The sequence below is a fragment of the Streptococcus sanguinis genome, from assembly GCF_001078705.1.
GTDB classification, from domain to species: Bacteria; Bacillota; Bacilli; order Lactobacillales; family Streptococcaceae; genus Streptococcus; species Streptococcus sanguinis_D.
In genome coordinates this window covers 110,961-128,183 of record NZ_CDMW01000001.1, presented here as the reverse complement: position 1 = coordinate 128,183, position 17,223 = coordinate 110,961, and the positions used below count along the sequence as shown (strand labels likewise).

General features: G+C 42.7%; 18 protein-coding genes. 1 reads left to right on the top strand and 17 read right to left on the bottom strand.

The window, feature by feature from the left end; all coding sequences use genetic code 11:
• Positions 1-279: 279 nt before the first annotated feature.
• The 14 genes from SSV_RS00820 to SSV_RS00755 all read right to left on the bottom strand — a co-directional run bounded on the left by SSV_RS00820 (position 280) and on the right by SSV_RS00755 (position 14,636).
• Positions 280-1,383, bottom strand: coding sequence for a hypothetical protein (locus SSV_RS00820; protein WP_072073293.1), 1,104 nt, complete (start codon positions 1,381-1,383; stop codon positions 280-282).
• 580 nt (positions 1,384-1,963) lie between these two features.
• On the bottom strand, positions 1,964-3,814 hold the full coding sequence (locus tag SSV_RS00815) for a Cna B-type domain-containing protein (RefSeq protein ID WP_072073292.1): 1,851 nt from the start codon (positions 3,812-3,814) through the stop codon (positions 1,964-1,966).
• A gap of 468 nt (positions 3,815-4,282) precedes the next feature.
• The gene (gene groL / locus SSV_RS00810) at positions 4,283-5,905 is read right to left on the bottom strand and encodes a chaperonin GroEL (protein ID WP_002914472.1); all 1,623 of its coding nucleotides are present in this window, start codon (positions 5,903-5,905) and stop codon (positions 4,283-4,285) included.
• Between the two features lie 23 nt (positions 5,906-5,928).
• Positions 5,929-6,210 (bottom strand): co-chaperone GroES, encoded by a 282-nt coding sequence (groES, locus tag SSV_RS00805; RefSeq protein ID WP_002919847.1) that lies wholly within the window; start codon positions 6,208-6,210, stop codon positions 5,929-5,931.
• Positions 6,211-6,414: 204 nt separating this feature from the next.
• Positions 6,415-6,705 carry a PTS fructose transporter subunit IA gene (locus SSV_RS00800; RefSeq protein WP_072073291.1) on the bottom strand — a complete coding sequence of 97 codons (291 nt, stop codon included), beginning with the start codon at positions 6,703-6,705 and terminating at the stop codon, positions 6,415-6,417.
• A gap of 94 nt (positions 6,706-6,799) precedes the next feature.
• Positions 6,800-7,654: a PTS system mannose/fructose/sorbose family transporter subunit IID gene (locus tag SSV_RS00795; protein ID WP_002896727.1), complete on the bottom strand. Its 855-nt coding sequence runs from the start codon at positions 7,652-7,654 to the stop codon at positions 6,800-6,802.
• On the bottom strand, positions 7,638-8,483 hold the full coding sequence (locus SSV_RS00790; RefSeq protein WP_072073290.1) for a PTS mannose/fructose/sorbose/N-acetylgalactosamine transporter subunit IIC: 846 nt from the start codon (positions 8,481-8,483) through the stop codon (positions 7,638-7,640). The genes SSV_RS00795 and SSV_RS00790 overlap by 17 nt, the downstream gene beginning before the upstream one ends.
• Positions 8,484-8,510: 27 nt before the next feature.
• The gene (locus SSV_RS00785; RefSeq protein WP_002896729.1) at positions 8,511-9,005 is read right to left on the bottom strand and encodes a PTS sugar transporter subunit IIB; all 495 of its coding nucleotides are present in this window, start codon (positions 9,003-9,005) and stop codon (positions 8,511-8,513) included.
• A 42-nt stretch (positions 9,006-9,047) separates the two neighbouring features.
• Positions 9,048-9,485 (bottom strand): PTS sugar transporter subunit IIA, encoded by a 438-nt coding sequence (locus SSV_RS00780; protein ID WP_072073289.1) that lies wholly within the window; start codon positions 9,483-9,485, stop codon positions 9,048-9,050.
• 219 nt (positions 9,486-9,704) lie between these two features.
• A complete protein-coding gene (locus tag SSV_RS00775) occupies positions 9,705-10,988 on the bottom strand; it encodes an ABC transporter substrate-binding protein (protein WP_072073288.1) in 1,284 nt (427 codons plus the stop codon).
• Positions 10,985-11,668 carry a response regulator transcription factor gene (locus SSV_RS00770; protein WP_002896732.1) on the bottom strand — a complete coding sequence of 228 codons (684 nt, stop codon included), beginning with the start codon at positions 11,666-11,668 and terminating at the stop codon, positions 10,985-10,987. Before SSV_RS00770 ends, SSV_RS00775 begins: the two co-directional genes overlap by 4 nt.
• Positions 11,661-12,974, bottom strand: coding sequence for a sensor histidine kinase (locus SSV_RS00765; protein ID WP_002896734.1), 1,314 nt, complete (start codon positions 12,972-12,974; stop codon positions 11,661-11,663). Before SSV_RS00765 ends, SSV_RS00770 begins: the two co-directional genes overlap by 8 nt.
• Complete coding sequence (locus SSV_RS00760) at positions 12,974-13,960, bottom strand: substrate-binding domain-containing protein (RefSeq protein WP_072073287.1); 987 nt, start codon at positions 13,958-13,960, stop codon at positions 12,974-12,976. Before SSV_RS00760 ends, SSV_RS00765 begins: the two co-directional genes overlap by 1 nt.
• Positions 13,961-14,240: 280 nt before the next feature.
• The gene (locus tag SSV_RS00755) at positions 14,241-14,636 is read right to left on the bottom strand and encodes a single-stranded DNA-binding protein (protein WP_002896737.1); all 396 of its coding nucleotides are present in this window, start codon (positions 14,634-14,636) and stop codon (positions 14,241-14,243) included.
• Between the two features lie 128 nt (positions 14,637-14,764).
• On the opposite strand from SSV_RS00755, the gene SSV_RS00750 reads away from it, so the two are divergent.
• A complete protein-coding gene (locus SSV_RS00750) occupies positions 14,765-15,352 on the top strand; it encodes a hypothetical protein (protein ID WP_072073286.1) in 588 nt (195 codons plus the stop codon).
• Between the two features lie 499 nt (positions 15,353-15,851).
• On the opposite strand, the gene ytpR is transcribed toward SSV_RS00750, so the two are convergent.
• From ytpR to SSV_RS00730, 3 genes are read right to left on the bottom strand one after another with little or no spacing between them, the layout of a single operon-like run.
• Complete coding sequence (ytpR, locus tag SSV_RS00740; RefSeq protein ID WP_004193702.1) at positions 15,852-16,478, bottom strand: YtpR family tRNA-binding protein; 627 nt, start codon at positions 16,476-16,478, stop codon at positions 15,852-15,854.
• The gene (locus SSV_RS00735; protein WP_072073284.1) at positions 16,475-16,810 is read right to left on the bottom strand and encodes a thioredoxin family protein; all 336 of its coding nucleotides are present in this window, start codon (positions 16,808-16,810) and stop codon (positions 16,475-16,477) included. Before SSV_RS00735 ends, ytpR begins: the two co-directional genes overlap by 4 nt.
• Entirely contained in the window at positions 16,807-17,094 is a 288-nt protein-coding gene (locus tag SSV_RS00730) for a DUF4651 domain-containing protein (protein WP_002903480.1), read from the bottom strand. Before SSV_RS00730 ends, SSV_RS00735 begins: the two co-directional genes overlap by 4 nt.
• Between the last annotated feature and the right edge of the window lie 129 nt (positions 17,095-17,223).

The window sequence follows — 17,223 nt, the reverse complement described above, 5'->3', positions numbered from 1 at the left end:
CTTGCAATTTATCATTTACTTGATGCACGAACTCGATATTTTTTTCGTTAATTTGTTTTTGCCCCACTTTTGCCCCATTTTTAAATCCTGACATTGAAAATACCTAAAAGTATTTCCCTAAAATCAGCTATATTTCAACATTTTTGTTTATTTTCAATATGAAAAGTTCTTACAAATTCATGCAGGGGGCATAGAAATAGATAAGAAAAAGCCTTGATAATCAAGGTTTTTTTCTTGTACTTTTGCTTATTCAAATCTTTCTCAATTTTAAAACGTATATCACAGCTTCCCTTCCTCTATCTCTTTTAAAAATCTTGTCATATAGATCAAGTGTCCTTTATTTGTATGTACATTAGCATCTAGGTATTCCAAGCATTTCCTAGCTCTAGGAGTGACTGAATATAGAGCCTTTACCTTTTCCCTCATTTCTAATGCCTCTAATACCAGCTCTTCATCTTTCTTTGCTTCTTCTTGGGATTGCTTCAATTCTGATTTTTTTAGCTCCTTTAATACCTTTACTTTTTCAGCAAGATCTGTTAAATTACTCAGTTTTTCTTCATATTCGCTTCTTATACTGTCCCCTTGTTGTTGTAGCCATTTTTTTAATTCTTCAAAGCTCTCATAAAGGTTCTTCCGTTTTAGCAGCTTTATCTCCTCTTCTCTTTGGAGCCGATCCTCCTCTAATTTCCTTTCCTCTTCTAACTTATTTTGCCGTTCAATTTCCTCTTGTTCCCGCAACCGAGCAAGCCTCTCCTCTTCTTTTTGTTTAGCAACTCTATTCCTCTTCTCAGCCTCCTGCTCCTCTTGCTTCGCCTCCTCTCTCCACTGTTTCAATTTTTCTTTGTAGCTTTCAATATCAAATATTTCATTAAGTTCTGGATGAAGATAATCATTTATGACATAAATGATACGCTCAATCTTATTATACGCCAACTGACGTTCCTCATTTTTTCTGCTTAAAGCCATTTTAAAAAGAATATAATCGTTCCATGGATTAAACTCATTTTCTTTATCCTCTTTAAAATAACCCTTACTATAAAAATCTTCCAGCATCTCTTCATCCATCACTTCACGAAGATCTTCAAACTTTAGATTCTTTTTTAATTTATAAATTTTTTCTGCTCTCTTTATACTTTTAGTTAGTTCTTCATTTTCAAAATTCTCAATACAGGAAGAACCGATTGGAGAAAGCTCTATCCCAGAGCCATCATTCCTAGTAATAGCAAATACCTTCTTGAGGCTTTTATGACCGCATAAACAACTTTGTTTTCTATCAGCATCAATTTTTACAAGTTCGGCTTTTGTCCACTCCATTTTTGCCTCTTCCCAATTATCCGCAATACTCAGTTCAATAACTGTCTCTTTCAATAGTTCCTCTGACATTTTTATATCTCCTTATTCCAAATGTTGGTTCCTCAAATTGAGTGAATCTTCTCCTCAGATTTCTAGTACAAGTATAACAGAAAAGAAGATAATCGAAAACGCATACATATAATTCTCTAGATAATTTCCACAAAAAAAATCCCCTTTCCTTTAGGCACAAAAAGGAGGGGCATTGCATAACAAAAACTACGAGAGAAGACTGAAGTAAAATAAGTTTGACGAAAACTTGATAAAGATGATCACACACCGAGCATATTCCTAAGGATGTCTTATAAATTTTTTGGTTTAGGAATTAAGAAAGATTATATATATCAAGTTTCGATGTGCTTCATGCTTGCACATCAAAGCGGCCTTCCCCGTAGTTCTGAGCAACTAATCTGTTCTAGGAAACATCTTAGTTGCTTTTTATTTTAAAACAACAATATTACGGAATATCATAGTCTTGATTAATAAAAGAATACAAGATAATGACCGATTGTAAAATAAAGCTTGCTTGTTCCTACTTTCTAAAAAAAGACTGTTGCTGGTCTAGATTTTGCCGATAAAAAATCTCTGTCCCTTAAGGGAACAGAGATAAAAATTATTTCTTCTTCGCACGGAAGGCAATGAAGCCTACCAAGCCTACTAGAGCTACTCCAGCAGCAATCATGATCCAGCTAGCATTCTCACCAGTCTTAGGAAGACCCTTCTTAGTTACAACATTATAGGCATTTCCTCCGCCACTACCATTGTCTGATTCGATAATCACATCAGTGCTTCCTGTACTGCTACTTGAGCTAGAAGTCGTGCTACTGCTACTTGAGCTAGAAGAACTACTGCTACTACTCTTAGAGCTATTGTCCGAGCTAGGTTTCGGCGGTCTTGGAACTCCTGGAACTGGTGTATTGGTAATGTTCATACCATCAACAGTAGCTGTATAACCATAAACACGGTCTTCAGTAACTGAGTAGACAATATCTTTTCCATCTGCGCCGGTCGCTGGCAAGTCAGTAAACTCATACTTCCACTCGCCCTGCGCATTTGGACCGACTTCCTTAGAAGCAACTTCAACACCATTAGCATGGAGACGAACAGTAATCTTGTCTGGACGTTTGCCATCTTTATCATTGTCGTCATTCCAAGTCTTGGTACCTGAAGCAGTAATCAAGGCCTGACGATTGGTGAAGTCTTTGTAAATAATACCAGAACCATAATTCTTGAGCTGAGCGGCATTGACCTGAATCTCTTCATCTGACAGTTGGTAGCCTGCTGGTGCCTTGGTTTCCTTAATCAGATAATGCTCTTTAATCAAGTTGCTGAAAGAAGCAATCCCATTAGCATCGCTAGTTGCTTTTTGAACAACAGTCACACCATCCTCATCGTACAATGTGAATTCAGCACCTGCCAAAGGTTTACCAGCTTCATCTTTCTTAGTCACCTGTACACCATAGACATCCCCATGTGCATAGCCGTTCGCACGTTGGTAGCGGACAGCAACTGATGATTTTTGTTCTTCGATATTGTCTGCTCGCATGATTGCTTCATTCGGGAAGACTGTTCCATCAGCCGGAATTGTTGGGAAATTAACACGGTAGCGAACATAGAAGCCTTCATTAGCACCGATATGTCCCATATTAATAGTAAAGGAACGCTTGTCAGCAGCAAGATTAATCGCGTAGTTTCCTGTCACATCCTCGCGCTGCTGGCTTAGTCGGTAAGAGTTATCAGCTGGGTCAACAACCCATGAGCCCTTAAGGATTTGGAAGCTATTGAGGTCAATTTCTCCGGTATTAAAGCCCAGCGTATCTGAAATAACAACATTATCCAGTTCTTGATTTTGTTGGTTGATATTCAGACTGTAAGTAATGCTCCTGATATTATCCGCATTATTCCAGCCGTATTTTATGAAAGTATAAGGAGTTGCTTGGCCAGGAAGACCTTTGTAATCAATTTTCCCATACTCAATGATCTTCTTGCCAACGATAAGTTTCAGAGGAATTGAACCTTTATCTCGAACTACATTATGGTCAACGCGAGCTAAAAGGTGAACTTTCCCTTCAATATGAGAGCGAGTCAGGACATAGTCTGTATAAGTCAGTGTAAGCTGCTTAGAGCTTGCATCAACCACAGCTGTCGCTACGAGATTGCCGTCATCATCTTTGACTTCAAAATCAGCCCCTTCCAAGGCAAACTCAACAGGAAGTCCAATGGTAGTCGTATCTCCTGGCTGAACCTTGCCGTAATTGAAGACAAAGTTTGCGTCAATTTGAAATTTTTCCCAAGGGGAAAGGCCGTCAGTCAGTGCTTCACCTTTTTGATTGTAAACATTGATTGATGTGATAACATCATCTACCGTGTTAGCTCTGGCAGATTGACTGCTAGAAAACAGGCTAAAGAGGAGCACAAAGGCTACTGAGAAAAAGCGTGCAATAGTATGAGATATTTTTTTCATAAATAATCCCTCCATTTTTCCTTTTTTCCTTTTTATTGAACATGTAAAAAACATTAAGATTTCTTTACATTTCCAATTTACTACATATATTAGACTAGCATACGATTGACCATAAGTCAACTAATTACCTTAACCAGTTCTGGTCTGGTACACAGGGTGTAAACCAGTTTATTTCTCCAAAAACCTTGTCATATAGGAGTTGGAAACAGTTTCATTCGTCACCTTTTTGTATTCTTCGAAACAAAATTGTAACATTAGACAATCCAATAAATGAACAAATATTGATAATGTGACTACAAAAATAATCATATATATAAATATATTTCTGACAACAAACATAAGTATTAAAGCTTCTGGCAAGACTTGTTATAATCAAAAAAACTGAACAAATCTGCTCAGTTTTTTGTTTGGTAAATATAAGCTAAAGATTATATCTAATTTATACGAATATATAATTCTACTATTTTTCTACATCATACCGCCCATCATGCCTGGATCCATAGCTGGAGCCGGGCTAGCTGGTTCTGGTTGATTAGCCACTACTGCTTCGGTTGTCAAGATAAGACTGGCAACAGAAGCGGCATTTTGCAAGGCTGAACGGGTCACCTTAACTGGGTCAATGATTCCTGCCTCAATCATGTTAACCCATTCGCCAGTCGCGGCATTAAAGCCTGTACCAACTTCAGAGTTTTTCAGACGGTCAATGACGATTGAACCTTCAAAGCCTGCATTCAGAGCGATTTGACGAACAGGCTCTTCCAAGGCGCGAAGAACAATGTTACGTCCAGTCCCTTCATCCCCTGCCAACTCAAGACCTGCAACAGCGTCCAGTACGTTGATATAGGCCGTACCACCACCAGAGACGATTCCTTCTTCTACCGCTGCACGGGTTGCATTAAGGGCATCTTCTATGCGGAGTTTCATTTCTTTAAGTTCTGTTTCGGTTGCAGCTCCAACCTTAATCACAGCTACACCACCGGACAATTTAGCCAGACGCTCTTGCAGTTTCTCACGGTCAAACTCAGAAGTACTGCTTTCAATCTGTGACTTAATGACTGCCACACGGTTAGCAATGGCTTCAGGATTGCCAGAACCTTCCACAATCACAGTGCTGTCCTTATCAACAGTGACTTTAGAAGCTTGTCCAAGGGCTTCAATCGTAGCATCTTTGAGCTCTAGGCCAAGATCATCTGTAATCACTGTACCGCCCGTCAAGATAGCAATGTCTTCCAACATAGCCTTACGACGATCGCCAAAGCCTGGTGCCTTGACAGCTACGACATTAAAGGTTCCGCGAATCTTATTAAGAACCAGCGTTGGCAGAGCTTCTCCGTCCACATCATCCGCCACAATCAAAAGCGGACGGTTGGTTTTCAAGATATTTTCCAATAATGGCAAAATCTCTTGAATGTTAGAAATTTTCTTGTCAGTAATCAAGATGTAAGGATTGTCCAGTTCGGCTACCATTTTTTCATTGTCAGTTACCATGTACTGAGACAAGTAGCCACGGTCAAACTGCATCCCCTCAACCACATCCAACTCAGTTTCCATCCCTTTGGACTCTTCAATGGTAATAACGCCGTCATTTCCAACTTTTTCCATAGCTTCAGAGATGTACTCGCCGACTTTCTCGCTGCGAGAAGAAACGGCAGCAACTTGAGCAATAGCTTCCTTGTTAGAAACTGGTACTGAGTTAGATTTCAGGGCTTCAACAGCTGTCGCAACGGCTGCTTCAATTCCACGGCGGATACCGATTGGATTCGCACCAGCTGTAACATTCTTAATTCCCTCGCGAACGATAGCCTGTGTCAAAACAGTTGCTGTTGTTGTTCCATCACCAGCGATATCGTTGGTCTTTGAAGCAACTTCTGACACCAGCTTAGCCCCCATATTTTCAAAATGGTCTTCCAGTTCGATTTCCTTGGCAATGGTTACACCGTCATTGGTGATAAGAGGTGAACCAAAGGATTTTTCCAAAACGACATTGCGGCCTTTAGGACCCAAAGTCACCTTGACAGTATTCGCCAAGATGTCAACTCCACGAACCATACTGCTTCTTGCATCTGCTGAAAATTTAATATCTTTTGCCATTTTATTATTCCTCTCTTTTAATCTTACTCGACAACTGCTAGAATATTGGCTTCACTGACTAAGAGATAAGCTTCATCTCCGTCCTTGACTTCCACACCTGCATGGCTTTCTACGAGAACCTTGTCCCCTTCCTTGACACTCAGGGCTACCAGCTCACCGTTCAAAGTACGAATCCCTTGTCCGACTGCGACAACTTCTGCTGTCTTAGTCGCTGCTTGGCCGTTGCCTGCAATGACAAATCCACCAACTTTCTGCTCTTTTTCTTCTACTTTCAAGACCACACGGTCTCCTAATGGTTTTAACATAGTTTTCCTCCAAAGATTGATTTTTTAGCACTCTAAACTATCGAGTGCTAATCTATAGTTATTATTTTATCACTTGGTCAGAAATAGTCAAGAAAAAAAGCGGCTAGATGAAAGAAAAATTTTATTTTTTTCTTCACTTGGTCCTAAACTCAAAAAAACAAGTCCGAGCTAAAATCCTCTCAGACTTGTCTTTAGGGGGAATGTCTATCTTGCAAGTTTTAGTTTTGCTTCAAAATCATCAACCACTTTTTGCAGATTTAGGCGTCCTCTATAGATTCCATAGCCAAATACGAGCATGGCTAAGATCCCTAGTAGAGCTAGGACGATTCCTGCAATCAGCGCTAGGAGATTGCTCTCATGAAAGAGATAAATCAGAACAAGACCCATGCTGGCAATGGCAAAGAAGAGACTGAACCAGCGTCCTAGATTTTCAATCATATGCTTCTGGTAGTGAATTTCTGTTTCATAGCCTTGAATCAATTCTTGTTCTGTCATGATCTTCTCCGTTCTTTCTTTTGCTCTGCTCCAATAAATTTGTATTAGACTAGCAGCAAATCGGACTTACTGCCAGCCTAAAATTGAGCGAGGATTAGTATTTCAATTGAGGGTCAAAGATGCCAAGCGCTACACCAATCAAAGCAATGACAACCAAGAGGAGCATAACGAGGTTTGGTGATACTTTTTTCTTGGCCATCAGCCACCAGCAAAGAGTGATAAAGCCAGCTGTTAAGAGACCTGGATAAACACCGTCAATCTTTTCTTGCAGCTTCAAGAAGGCTTCGCCATCAGCATTTTTCAGCTCTAATGAAGTCGTTACAGATACCCAAGTTGCAGCAACTGCCCCGATAACCATACCACCAATGACACTGATTGCCTTACGAAGCGCCTGTCCTTTAGGTCCTACAAGGAACTCTACCGCCTTGTCCCCTAATTCATAGCCTTTGAAGTAGGCAAAGCGCATACCGCCATAGATGAGAACATTCCAGACAAGGATGTAGAAGAGAGCGCCGATAGGATTTCCACCTTTAGAGAGGCCAAGAGCAATCCCCAGCAGAACTGGAATCAAAGTTCCAACCACCAAAGAGTCACCGATACCCGCGATAGGTCCCATGAGACCGGCACGCATACCATTGATAGTTTCGCCATCAACAGCGTCACCATTGGCACGCGCTTCTTCCAAACCAGCTGTAATCCCCACTACCAAAGCCCCGAGCTGAGGTTCTGTATTGAAGAAAGCTGTATAGGTCTGCATAGCTTCTTTCTGCTCTGCTTTGTCTTTGTAAAGTTCTTCCACAATTGGCAGCATAGAGGTCAAGTAGCCGAAAGTCTGCATGTGCTCTTGAGAGAAGCAAGTTAAGTGACCATAGTACCAATGGTGGAATGATTTCGCTAAAGTCTTTTTAGTTATTTTCTTTCTTTCAGCCATCTTAGATATCCTCCTCATCGTCATCAAAGTCAGCCCCACCAGCTGGCGCGGTTACACGAGCTGATTTGATGACTTCCAATTCATAGTAAATTACTGCAAAAATCAATGAAACAACTGCACTGGCAACCAAATTAAGACCGAGTGACTTAGCCAAGGTGAAGCCCACAAAGAATGGGATAAAGTCAGCAGCCTTGGTAACGATTTGTTTCAAAAGAATGGCAATACCGACACATGGGAGAAGAGCTCCGACTGTAAAGAGGGATTTCATGATGAAGCCATCCATTGGCAGGTGAGTCTTCATCAGTTCAACCATATTCGGACCAAACTTCGTGATGATCATGGTTGGAAGGAAAGAGAAGACAAAGTGGGAAATCCAAGGATAGACCCAGTCAACAACGTAAAGCTTTTTGAATTCGCCTTTTTCAACAGCTTTCCAGCCAATGTGCTGCCAAAGCAAGTTTGTAGTGGCTGTTCCATAGAAGAGAACTGTACCGATAGTACCAACTGCTGCTCCGATTGGTGCAGCTGCTGCAGCGATAGCAGATTCTGACGTGATTCCTTTAGAGTGAACAAACAAGATTGCGAGAGGGATCCCAATGTAAGAGATCGCCCGCACGTCAGCGGAAACTGTACCACCTGGTGTTACCAGAGCGATATAGAGGACCTGAAGGGCTACCCCAACCATAATCCCTGTTTTTAAATCTCCGAGAATCAACCCGCTAATCAAACCTCCGACCAGAGGACGTCCCAGAGTGTAGTTACCAATACTAGAACCACCCATACCAGGCATAGAAGCTAAACTAGCAAAAAGACCCAGTAAAGCGGCTTGCAGCCAAGAAATTGTCATAATAGACTCTCCTTTTCATTATTGTAATTAAAAACCAAATTTAGACTTGAAATCGCTCCAGTAACCGATGGAAACATCAGGCAAGAGCTGGAATTTGACTTTGTAGCCAGCTTTTTCAATCGCTTCAATCGCTTCTGCCTCTTCCTGAGTGATAGACTGGTTGTTGCCCAGCTTAACAGCTCCCGGACGGTCATTAGCAGGACCTACGATAATTTCCTTAACATCCCCAGGTACAAAACCTTGGTCCACTAGGATTTCCTTCATGTCTACAGGATTTTTCGTAATGAGGAAATAGCGACTGTCTGACTCAGTGACCTTGCCTGATTTTTCCTTGAAGGCTTCCTTGGTCCAAACAAAAGTCTTCTTGTCAGAAGCTCCCTTGTAGGCCTGAATCAAAACCTTGTTTCCTGCCGCTGCATTATTAACTGCAATCAGGCCATCGCATGGGTATTCCTTAGCCCAACGAGTGACTGTTTGACCGTGGATCATGCGGTCGTCAATCCGTACAAATGATACTGTCATCTTTAAAATCTCCTTTTATCTTTTATAATGTATGCGGAAGCACTAAATGTCGTCTTCATCTTCGTCAGCTGCATCGCTTACGACTTCAAATTCCTGCAAAGCAGCTGTAGCCTCGGAAAGGATAGCCTGAGCCAGCTCTTTTCCGTCTAAGATGTCTTTCATAACCAAGCCAGTCAGTCCCATAGTCAGGTTCAAACCTCCCAAGATAATTGCTGAGTCGAGCTTACCCATGTCAGCTAAGACGCTAGCTGCTGTCGTCAGAGGACTGCCTCCTACAATATCAGCCAGAACTAAGACACTGTCATCAGCGCTTAAGCCAGACAAGGCCTGAGTAAAATCAACTGCAAAATCATCAACTGACTTGCCTTCCTGAAGACCGACCGCAATCACCTGGTCCGTCTTGTCTCCAGCAAACATCTTCAAGGAACTCTGCACGCCTGCAGCCAGTCCCCCATGGCTGACCAGTACAAGGTATTTCATCTTTCCTGCCTCCTTTATCCTTCGACTTCTTAGCCAAGTCAGGCTTTAGATGACGAAGGATTTATTGATGATTTTATTGTACAGAATATGGAACCGGTTTCATATTGTCAAATGTCACTTTGCCCAGATGACATTTGTTAGGAAAAATATGACATTTGTCATATTGGTCTAGGCAGCTGTACTTTTTCTGATTTAATTGGCAATAAAAAAGAAAGCAGATTATTTTCCGCTTTCTATTTCTCTTTGAATGCTCGGCAAGGCACTGTCAATCTCTTGATTCTGCATAGCATTTTGAATTAGATAGTCCATCCGATCCATCGTATGACGGTCCACTTCCAGACTGATGTCAATGATGGAGCGATTCATCATGTGGTCTAGCCTCTCAGAAGTCAAGGAATCCAAGCCAAAATCATCGGCCTGTAAGATTTCTCTACCCTGTTGACTTTTCACTACAGATGGTAAAACTGAGGTCCCCTGCGATTTTTCAAACAAGGCCTGCTGGCTTTCTTTGTCCTGTGACAGCAAGAGCATAAATTCCCAAGCCAGCTTCTCTTGCTTACTATTGGAAGACATGGCAAAGAGCGAGGTCTTAACCTGTGTTCCCATCACCTGGCTATTGGCTGTCGGCATCGGGATACAGGTCCAAGAAAAGCTAGAATACTTGGCAACATGGTATGGATAGGGCTTGTAGGTCCGATACTGGGCCAGACTCATAGGATAGAAGGCCACCCGTCCCTCATCAAAGTCATTAGAAGTCACCTTATAGTGCTGGCTGAGCATGTCTAGCTTGCTCATAAAGGCCAAGGCTTGGTGCATCTCTGCGCTGTCTACATTGATACCGGATTTATCGATAAGATGGCCGCCATAAGCTACCAGAGCCTGCTGCCAAGTGTAATCTGTAATACCGTACTGATCCACCACACCATCGCCATTGGTATCCTTGGTTACTTTCTTGCAAATCTCATAGAAATCCGCCAGGGTCCAACCTGACTCAGGAATGCTAATTCCTTCTTTTTCAAGCAGATCTTTATTGACACACATCATGATGGGATTGCTCTCGACTGGAAGAGCATAGCTGACTCCCTGATATTGCCCAGCTTCATAAGCCACCGGATAAAAAGCCTTTCGCTCATCATCCGTTAAGAGGGTATCCAAGGATTTAAGCGCGCCAGTCGAAGCCAACATGCTAAAGTCGTTTTCCGGTACCATAAAGAGATCCGGCTGCTCGCCTTTCAAGACTTGCTCTGCCAGCCAGTCAGCGTAATCATCCTTGGGAATACCGCTTTCGTAGACGACCTTGACATGAGGATGCGTCTTTTCAAATTTTTTAATCAGGCTGTCCAAGACCTTGTTTTCGCGACTATTAGGCACATCCCAGCTAGAGCCAGCATAGACACCGATACGCAGGACTTTTTCCTGAGCTGAAGCCCAAAAGACAAAAGCCAGAGCAACAGATATGATCAGGACAACCAGCAGGGCCAAATGTCTCAGTCTCCACTTCATTTGTCGCTTTCCTTACTAAAATCTCTCTGGGTGACTCCGGTCTGCACAGCCCAGATAGCCAGCTGGGTTCGGTCGCGCAAGTTGAGCTTGGCTAGGATGCCTGACAGGTAATTTCGGACTGTCCCTTCTGATAGAAAGAGCTTGGCTGCAATTTCTTTATTCGAAATCCCAAAGCCAATCTGCTGGATAATCTTCCACTCCGTCCGGCTCATGTCCTCTATATTTTCCTCCGTCACTGTGATAGCAAAGTTGGACTGAGCCATCTGTGAAAAGATTTTGAAGACCTTGGTGGCAATATTGGGATTGATCATAGCTCCGCCTCGATAGACTGTCTGAATGGCTTCGTGAAGCTCTTCTGTCGAAACCCCTTTAAGAATATAACCAGACGCACCGTATTTGAGAGCGGAGAAGATAAATTCATCGTCATCAAAGGTCGTCAGAATGATAATCTTAACATCTGGATACTGCTCCTTGACAGCCTTGGTACAGAGAACACCGTCCATGACTGGCATGCGAATATCCATTAAAATCACATCTGGGCGTACCCGATGAAGCTTTTCCAGCACTTCCTTACCGTCTCCGACTGTTCCGACAACCTCAATATCTGCGTGGGCAGACAGAATGATTTGCAGAGACTCGCGAATCAAGGCCTGATCGTCTGCTATTAAAACCTTAATCATGTCTTCCTCCTATTTTTGGGATTTCGATATGCGTGTAGAAACCGTCCCGATTTTCAAATCGGACGCTTCCGCCAATAATCATTAGACGCTCCTGCATCTGCTTGAGGCCATAGCCATAGTGGAGTTCATCAAAGCCAACACCATCATCCTGAATGGTCATTACATAGGACTCTTCCTCCAGCAACTCAATCCAGATAGTCTTGGCATGTCCATGGCGGACAGAGTTGGTAATAGACTCCTGAATCACTCGGAAGACAATGTCTTCCTTGGCAATATCCAAGTCAATATTATCCCATTCGTAGCGGAGATGAATCTCCAAATTGGAGATAGCTTCATACTCACGGATAATCTTAATCAGAGCTTCCTTCAAAGTGTTATTTTCCAGAGCTCCCGGCCTCATCTTATTGAGCGAGCCGCGAACATCACGGATACCGTCTCGAACAACGACAGAGACATTATTGAGCTGCTCCTTAGCCCGATTGGTATCAATATCAACCAAGACCTTGACCGCATCAATACCCGCTGAAATTCCCGTCAGGGCATGGCCCAATGTATCGTGAATCTCTCTGGCAATCCGCTTCCGCTCTCGGTCTTCTGCTATTTTCTCAGACAAAGCCAGATAAGAGTTCAACTCGCGATTAGCCTGAGAAGCCATGCGCAGCTCTTCCTCAATCCGATGACGCTCTGTAATAGCCGACAGGATATAGAAGAGCAAGGAAATCATAAAAACGACGATATTGAGGGAGTAGAGAAAGTTCTTGCCAAAAAGCAGCAACAGCCGGACGGACTCTGGGTAAAAACGAATATAGGTATCTAGAGAAGGCAACTTGATAAAGAGCGACATGAGGTCATAGTTGGACAAAAGCAGCATGCCAAAGCTCAAAATAATGAAAGAAAACCAGTACTTCTTGTCCTTGGAAGAATTGAACTCCTTAGAGCCATAGAAAATATCCGCAAACACCAAAAGAATCAAGCCATTGTAGGACGAGTGCAAGACGGAAAAGATGACTAGCATGAGCAGGATTTCAATAATTGTCGCCTTGTCATAGACGGACAGCTGATTGGGGTGGCGCTCGCGATAGTACATGACCAAAAGCAAACTACCATAGAGGCTAATTGATACCCAGAAAATCAAGCTGGGAGAGCCCGGAATGGCATCCAAACGCTCCAAAAGCGAGTGACTGAAGCCCTTAGCCGCTACATAGTTGGTCGCAAAGAGATAGATGGACGCATTATAGACAATGGCAACCAGATTGATGACCATCAGGGCTATTTTGCTGTAAAATATACTTTTTTGAGGTCTCATTATTGCCACCCTGTAACTGTGTATTGACTGATATTATCCCTGTTAACTAAGTGAACAGGAATCAGGTATTGGCTGTCGTAGGATTTCCCCTCCTGCATCAGCTCAATTACCTGCGCCACCTTGCGTCCCATCTGAATGGGAGATTGGGCCACCGTTCCTTCTATATCGCTAGTCGTAGCCAGAAAGTTTTTGATATCTGGCGATCCATCCACACCGTAGATGGAGATTTTCTTATCAAGACCTTGATTTTTAATAGCAGCCAAGGCCCCGATAGCTGCCCGATCATTGAGCGCCATGACTACATTGAAGTCCAATCCTTCGTCTAAGGCACTTTTTACTTGCGGCATGCTTTCCTCTGTCTGGCCCAATGTTTCTCTCTGGGAAACAACCTTATAGCTAGGCTGATTTTCAATGGTATCAATAAATCCCTGAATCCGGTCCATGGCAGAGACGGCATTGCGGTGCTCCAGAAGAAGAATATTGGCAGAAGGCAGACGCTTCATCATGTCCTGGGCAATCAGGACGCCTGCTTGGTAGTTATCAGACACAATTGTCGTATCCACTTTTACATCCTGACTGATAGGCGCATCCACTACGATGATTTTAATACCAGCTTTCTTAGCCTTTTGAAGAGAGGAAATAATACTTGGACTATTGCTTTTTACCGGATTGATGACAATGACATCAACCTTTTCTCGGACAAAAAAGTCAATCTGCTGGCTCTGCTTGCCCTCATCCAGCTCAGGATCCCGGACATAGAGTCGGCTGCCCTGCTGGTTAGTTTTCTTCTCCAGCTCCGCATTTAAGGTCTTGTAAAAGTCATTGTTCATAGTCATGTAGGTCACCCCTATCTTGACTTGCTTCTCATCTGGCAGAACACCCTTGAAATAAACAAAAAGCAAACCCAAGATAAGCAGAATGAAAAGCGGCCAGAGAGCCTTCTTTTGATAATGCTGTATCCGTTTTTTGACCGTAGCTGATACCATTTTTCACCCCCTACGCCGCAAGCACCTTTATGAAACATATAGCATTATTATATTACAAAGCCGCCAAAAAGCAAAATCTTTCTAGAAATAGCTATAATAAAAGAGGCGAGACAGAATCTAAAAAATCCATGATTTTTGATTCTTGGTCCCACCTCGGCAATCATAATTAAACTTTTAAAAGCTTGAGAGAAATAGACTTTCAGTCAAACAGAGCTTGCATCCTGCAAAACTGAATGATGATTTTTTAGAGCTGGGTCATTTCCCAGTCTTTGCTTCTTGCTTAAAAGGGGAGTTCCTCTTCTTCCAACACCAAATCTGCCAAATCAGCTCCGCTATTATTTTCACGCAGGGCACGCTGAGCCCGACTTTCTAGGAGCTGGAAGCTATGACAGAGCACCTCTGTCACATAATGAGTCGCCCCCTCCTTTTCATAGCGACGAGTCCGCAGCTCACCATCCAGAGAAATCAAGCTGCCCTTACTTGCATAGCTGGCTAAAGTCTCAGCTAGACGCCCCCAGACAACCACATTTACAAAATCCGCCTCACGCTCACCGCTCTGAGATTTATAACGGCGATTAACCGCGACCGTTGCGCGAGCCACAGATTTTTCATTCGCAGTCTTGTGCAGTTCAGGCGTAGCCGTAAGCCGGCCGATTACAATTACTTTATTATACATTTTATATCCTCCTAACTTATCATTCGCAAAAGGAGGCAAAAAGTGAAAAAAATGTGGTATAGTATAGATAAAAAGGAAAGTTGCAGTTTCTGCCCCTTTTCTACTAGATTTGTACAACGGAGGCTCCGATGACCATTAAACATTCGCCTGTGAAAAATATTCTTTTTATCCTGATTTCTCTGTGGTTCGGAGGTTTTTCTGCCTTAGCTGCCGTAGACTACCTGACTAGCTCCAACCCCTACAAAGACACTAGTTTCTTTGTCCTTAGTCTGCTGGTTGCTGCTTTCTTCTTACTGCTCCTTATCTTTGCTATTCGCAGACTAACCATTCATGCGACTATCCTCTCCTTTGACCACGACTATGTGACTTACCATTATAGCGGACTCTTATCAGCAGCCACCTACTGCATTCCCATGCAGCAGATTAGTCATGCTCGCTACAGCCGAGACAGTGAAGAATCCGAGATTAGTCTTTGGATGGAGGATGGTTTCCATGACTTTGCAGCCTTTAACCATCCCCGCCACAAAATTTATGCCTATCCTGACAGCCAACTCATCGGTATTGTTTTCAAGAGAAAGCGCCTCAAAGTTTTGGAAGACCACGGCCTAAACAGCCTTATCTACCAATACAAATACAGCACTCCGAGCCAGAGCCCCACAGCCACTCCTCAGTCGACAACCGACTCGCAAAGTAATAGCGACAGCGTCTTCTTTTGAGACAGTGTTGTGATTGTTAAGACAAATCACTTTAGATTACGGAGGATATCTAATGAATTATATAGCTTTTGTTTACTCCATTCTTTTATTATTTTCAACCTATTTCGCTTATAAAAAGAAGATGGGCGGCTCCAAAATCTCATTAATCGTAAGTTTATTTTTATTTTTCTTAACTCTTCTGAATTTATTTTTCTTCAATTTTTTACTGAAAGCTTTAATATCTATACTTTTAATTTTAATCTCAGTAAGTTTTTTCTATGACAGAAAAATGAGTAAGAAGCAGATTCATTATACTCATCATTGTGTTAGATTGATTTTTCATCTGTTAATTATTTATTTTCTCTACCATTAGCATGAGATAGATTTTTAACGCTAAATTTACTACTATAAAAAAATAGAGCGAAACGACTATACAAATCGTTTCGCCCTATTTTATATTTCGGCTACTATAGGATACCTCGCCTATTCCTGAGCTTTTTATGATGTTGAATCCTTATTTTTATCCCTGCCAATGTTTGGCTGGGTCAAAGGCGGTGCCAACTAGTTCGCTATCGGCTAATTCAATGATGCCGCGTTTTTGAGGCGCATTCGGCAGCTGAAGTTCCCGTGGGCTGCACATCATGCCAAAACTCTTTTCGCCTCGAAGTTCTCCCGGAAAAATCAAATTTCCTTTAGGCATCATAGCACCTGGCAGAGCCACAATCGTTTTGAGGCCGACTTTGGCATTAGGAGCACCGGCCACGATTTGAACGGTCTTATCAGCAGCTACCTGCACTTGGCAGATATTCAGATGGTCACTATCTGGATGAGCTACCATATCAACAATTTCTCCAACCACAAACTTCGGCTGGCTGTCATTGACCAAGTCCGCTGGGAAGCCTTCCTTGCTCAACTCCTGATTGAGAATAGCCACTTGCTCATCTGTCAAAAAGACCTGTCCGCGCTCTGCAATTTCAAAAAGGTCTGACTGCTCAAAAATATTCCAAGCTACTGTCTGGCCATTATCTTCACGGTAAACACGCGCCACTCGTCCCTTGCGCTCAGCCGCCAGTTTAGCTCCTTGATTGTCCGCAACAATAACCATCAGCACATCGCCGACATATTCTTTATTATAGGTAAAAATCATTTTAAGCTCCCTTTTTCTCTTATACTCGCTAAAAATTCATTGATTTGACCCTTGGTCTTGCGGTCACGATTGACCAGACGACCAATCTCCTGTCCCTTTTCCAGCACTACTAAGCTGGGAATCCCGTATACGTCCCACTCTTTGGCCAGATCCAGATAATCATCACGATCCACTTGGATAAAGCGATAGTCAGGATTTTCCGCTTCTATCTCTGGCAGAAAAGGTTTGATAAATCGGCAATCTCCGCACCAGTCAGCTGTGAAAAAGATGACAGTCTTCTCCCCATCATTGACATAAGAAGCCAATTCCTCTATATTTACAGGAAAAATCATGCTTCTTCCTCGTAGCTTAGCTGACCATTTTCATAGACAAAAGCAAAATGGCGGTCGTCCTCTAAGACCAGACCACCAACCAAGCGGTCATCTGTGGACTCGTAGAGCTTAACATAAAGGCAGGAAATAGTGCCCTGACTGGAAAAGAAATCTCGCACAAGCTCGACGATTTCCTCCCGATTACGCAGTCGTTTCTGCTCCTGTACGACTTTGGCTGCTCCAAAAGCCAGCGCTCCGGCCCCCAAAAGGGCGGTTGTGGTTAAAATGATTTTTTTAGCTTTCATGTAGAATATTTTAACACAAAAGAGCAGAGGCGACAAACAATATTCCAGATTTTACTTAGATAAGCTGGATTCTTGAATGGGCAGTCCTGTTGATTCAGGCAAGCTATAAGATTTTCCTACTCATTTACC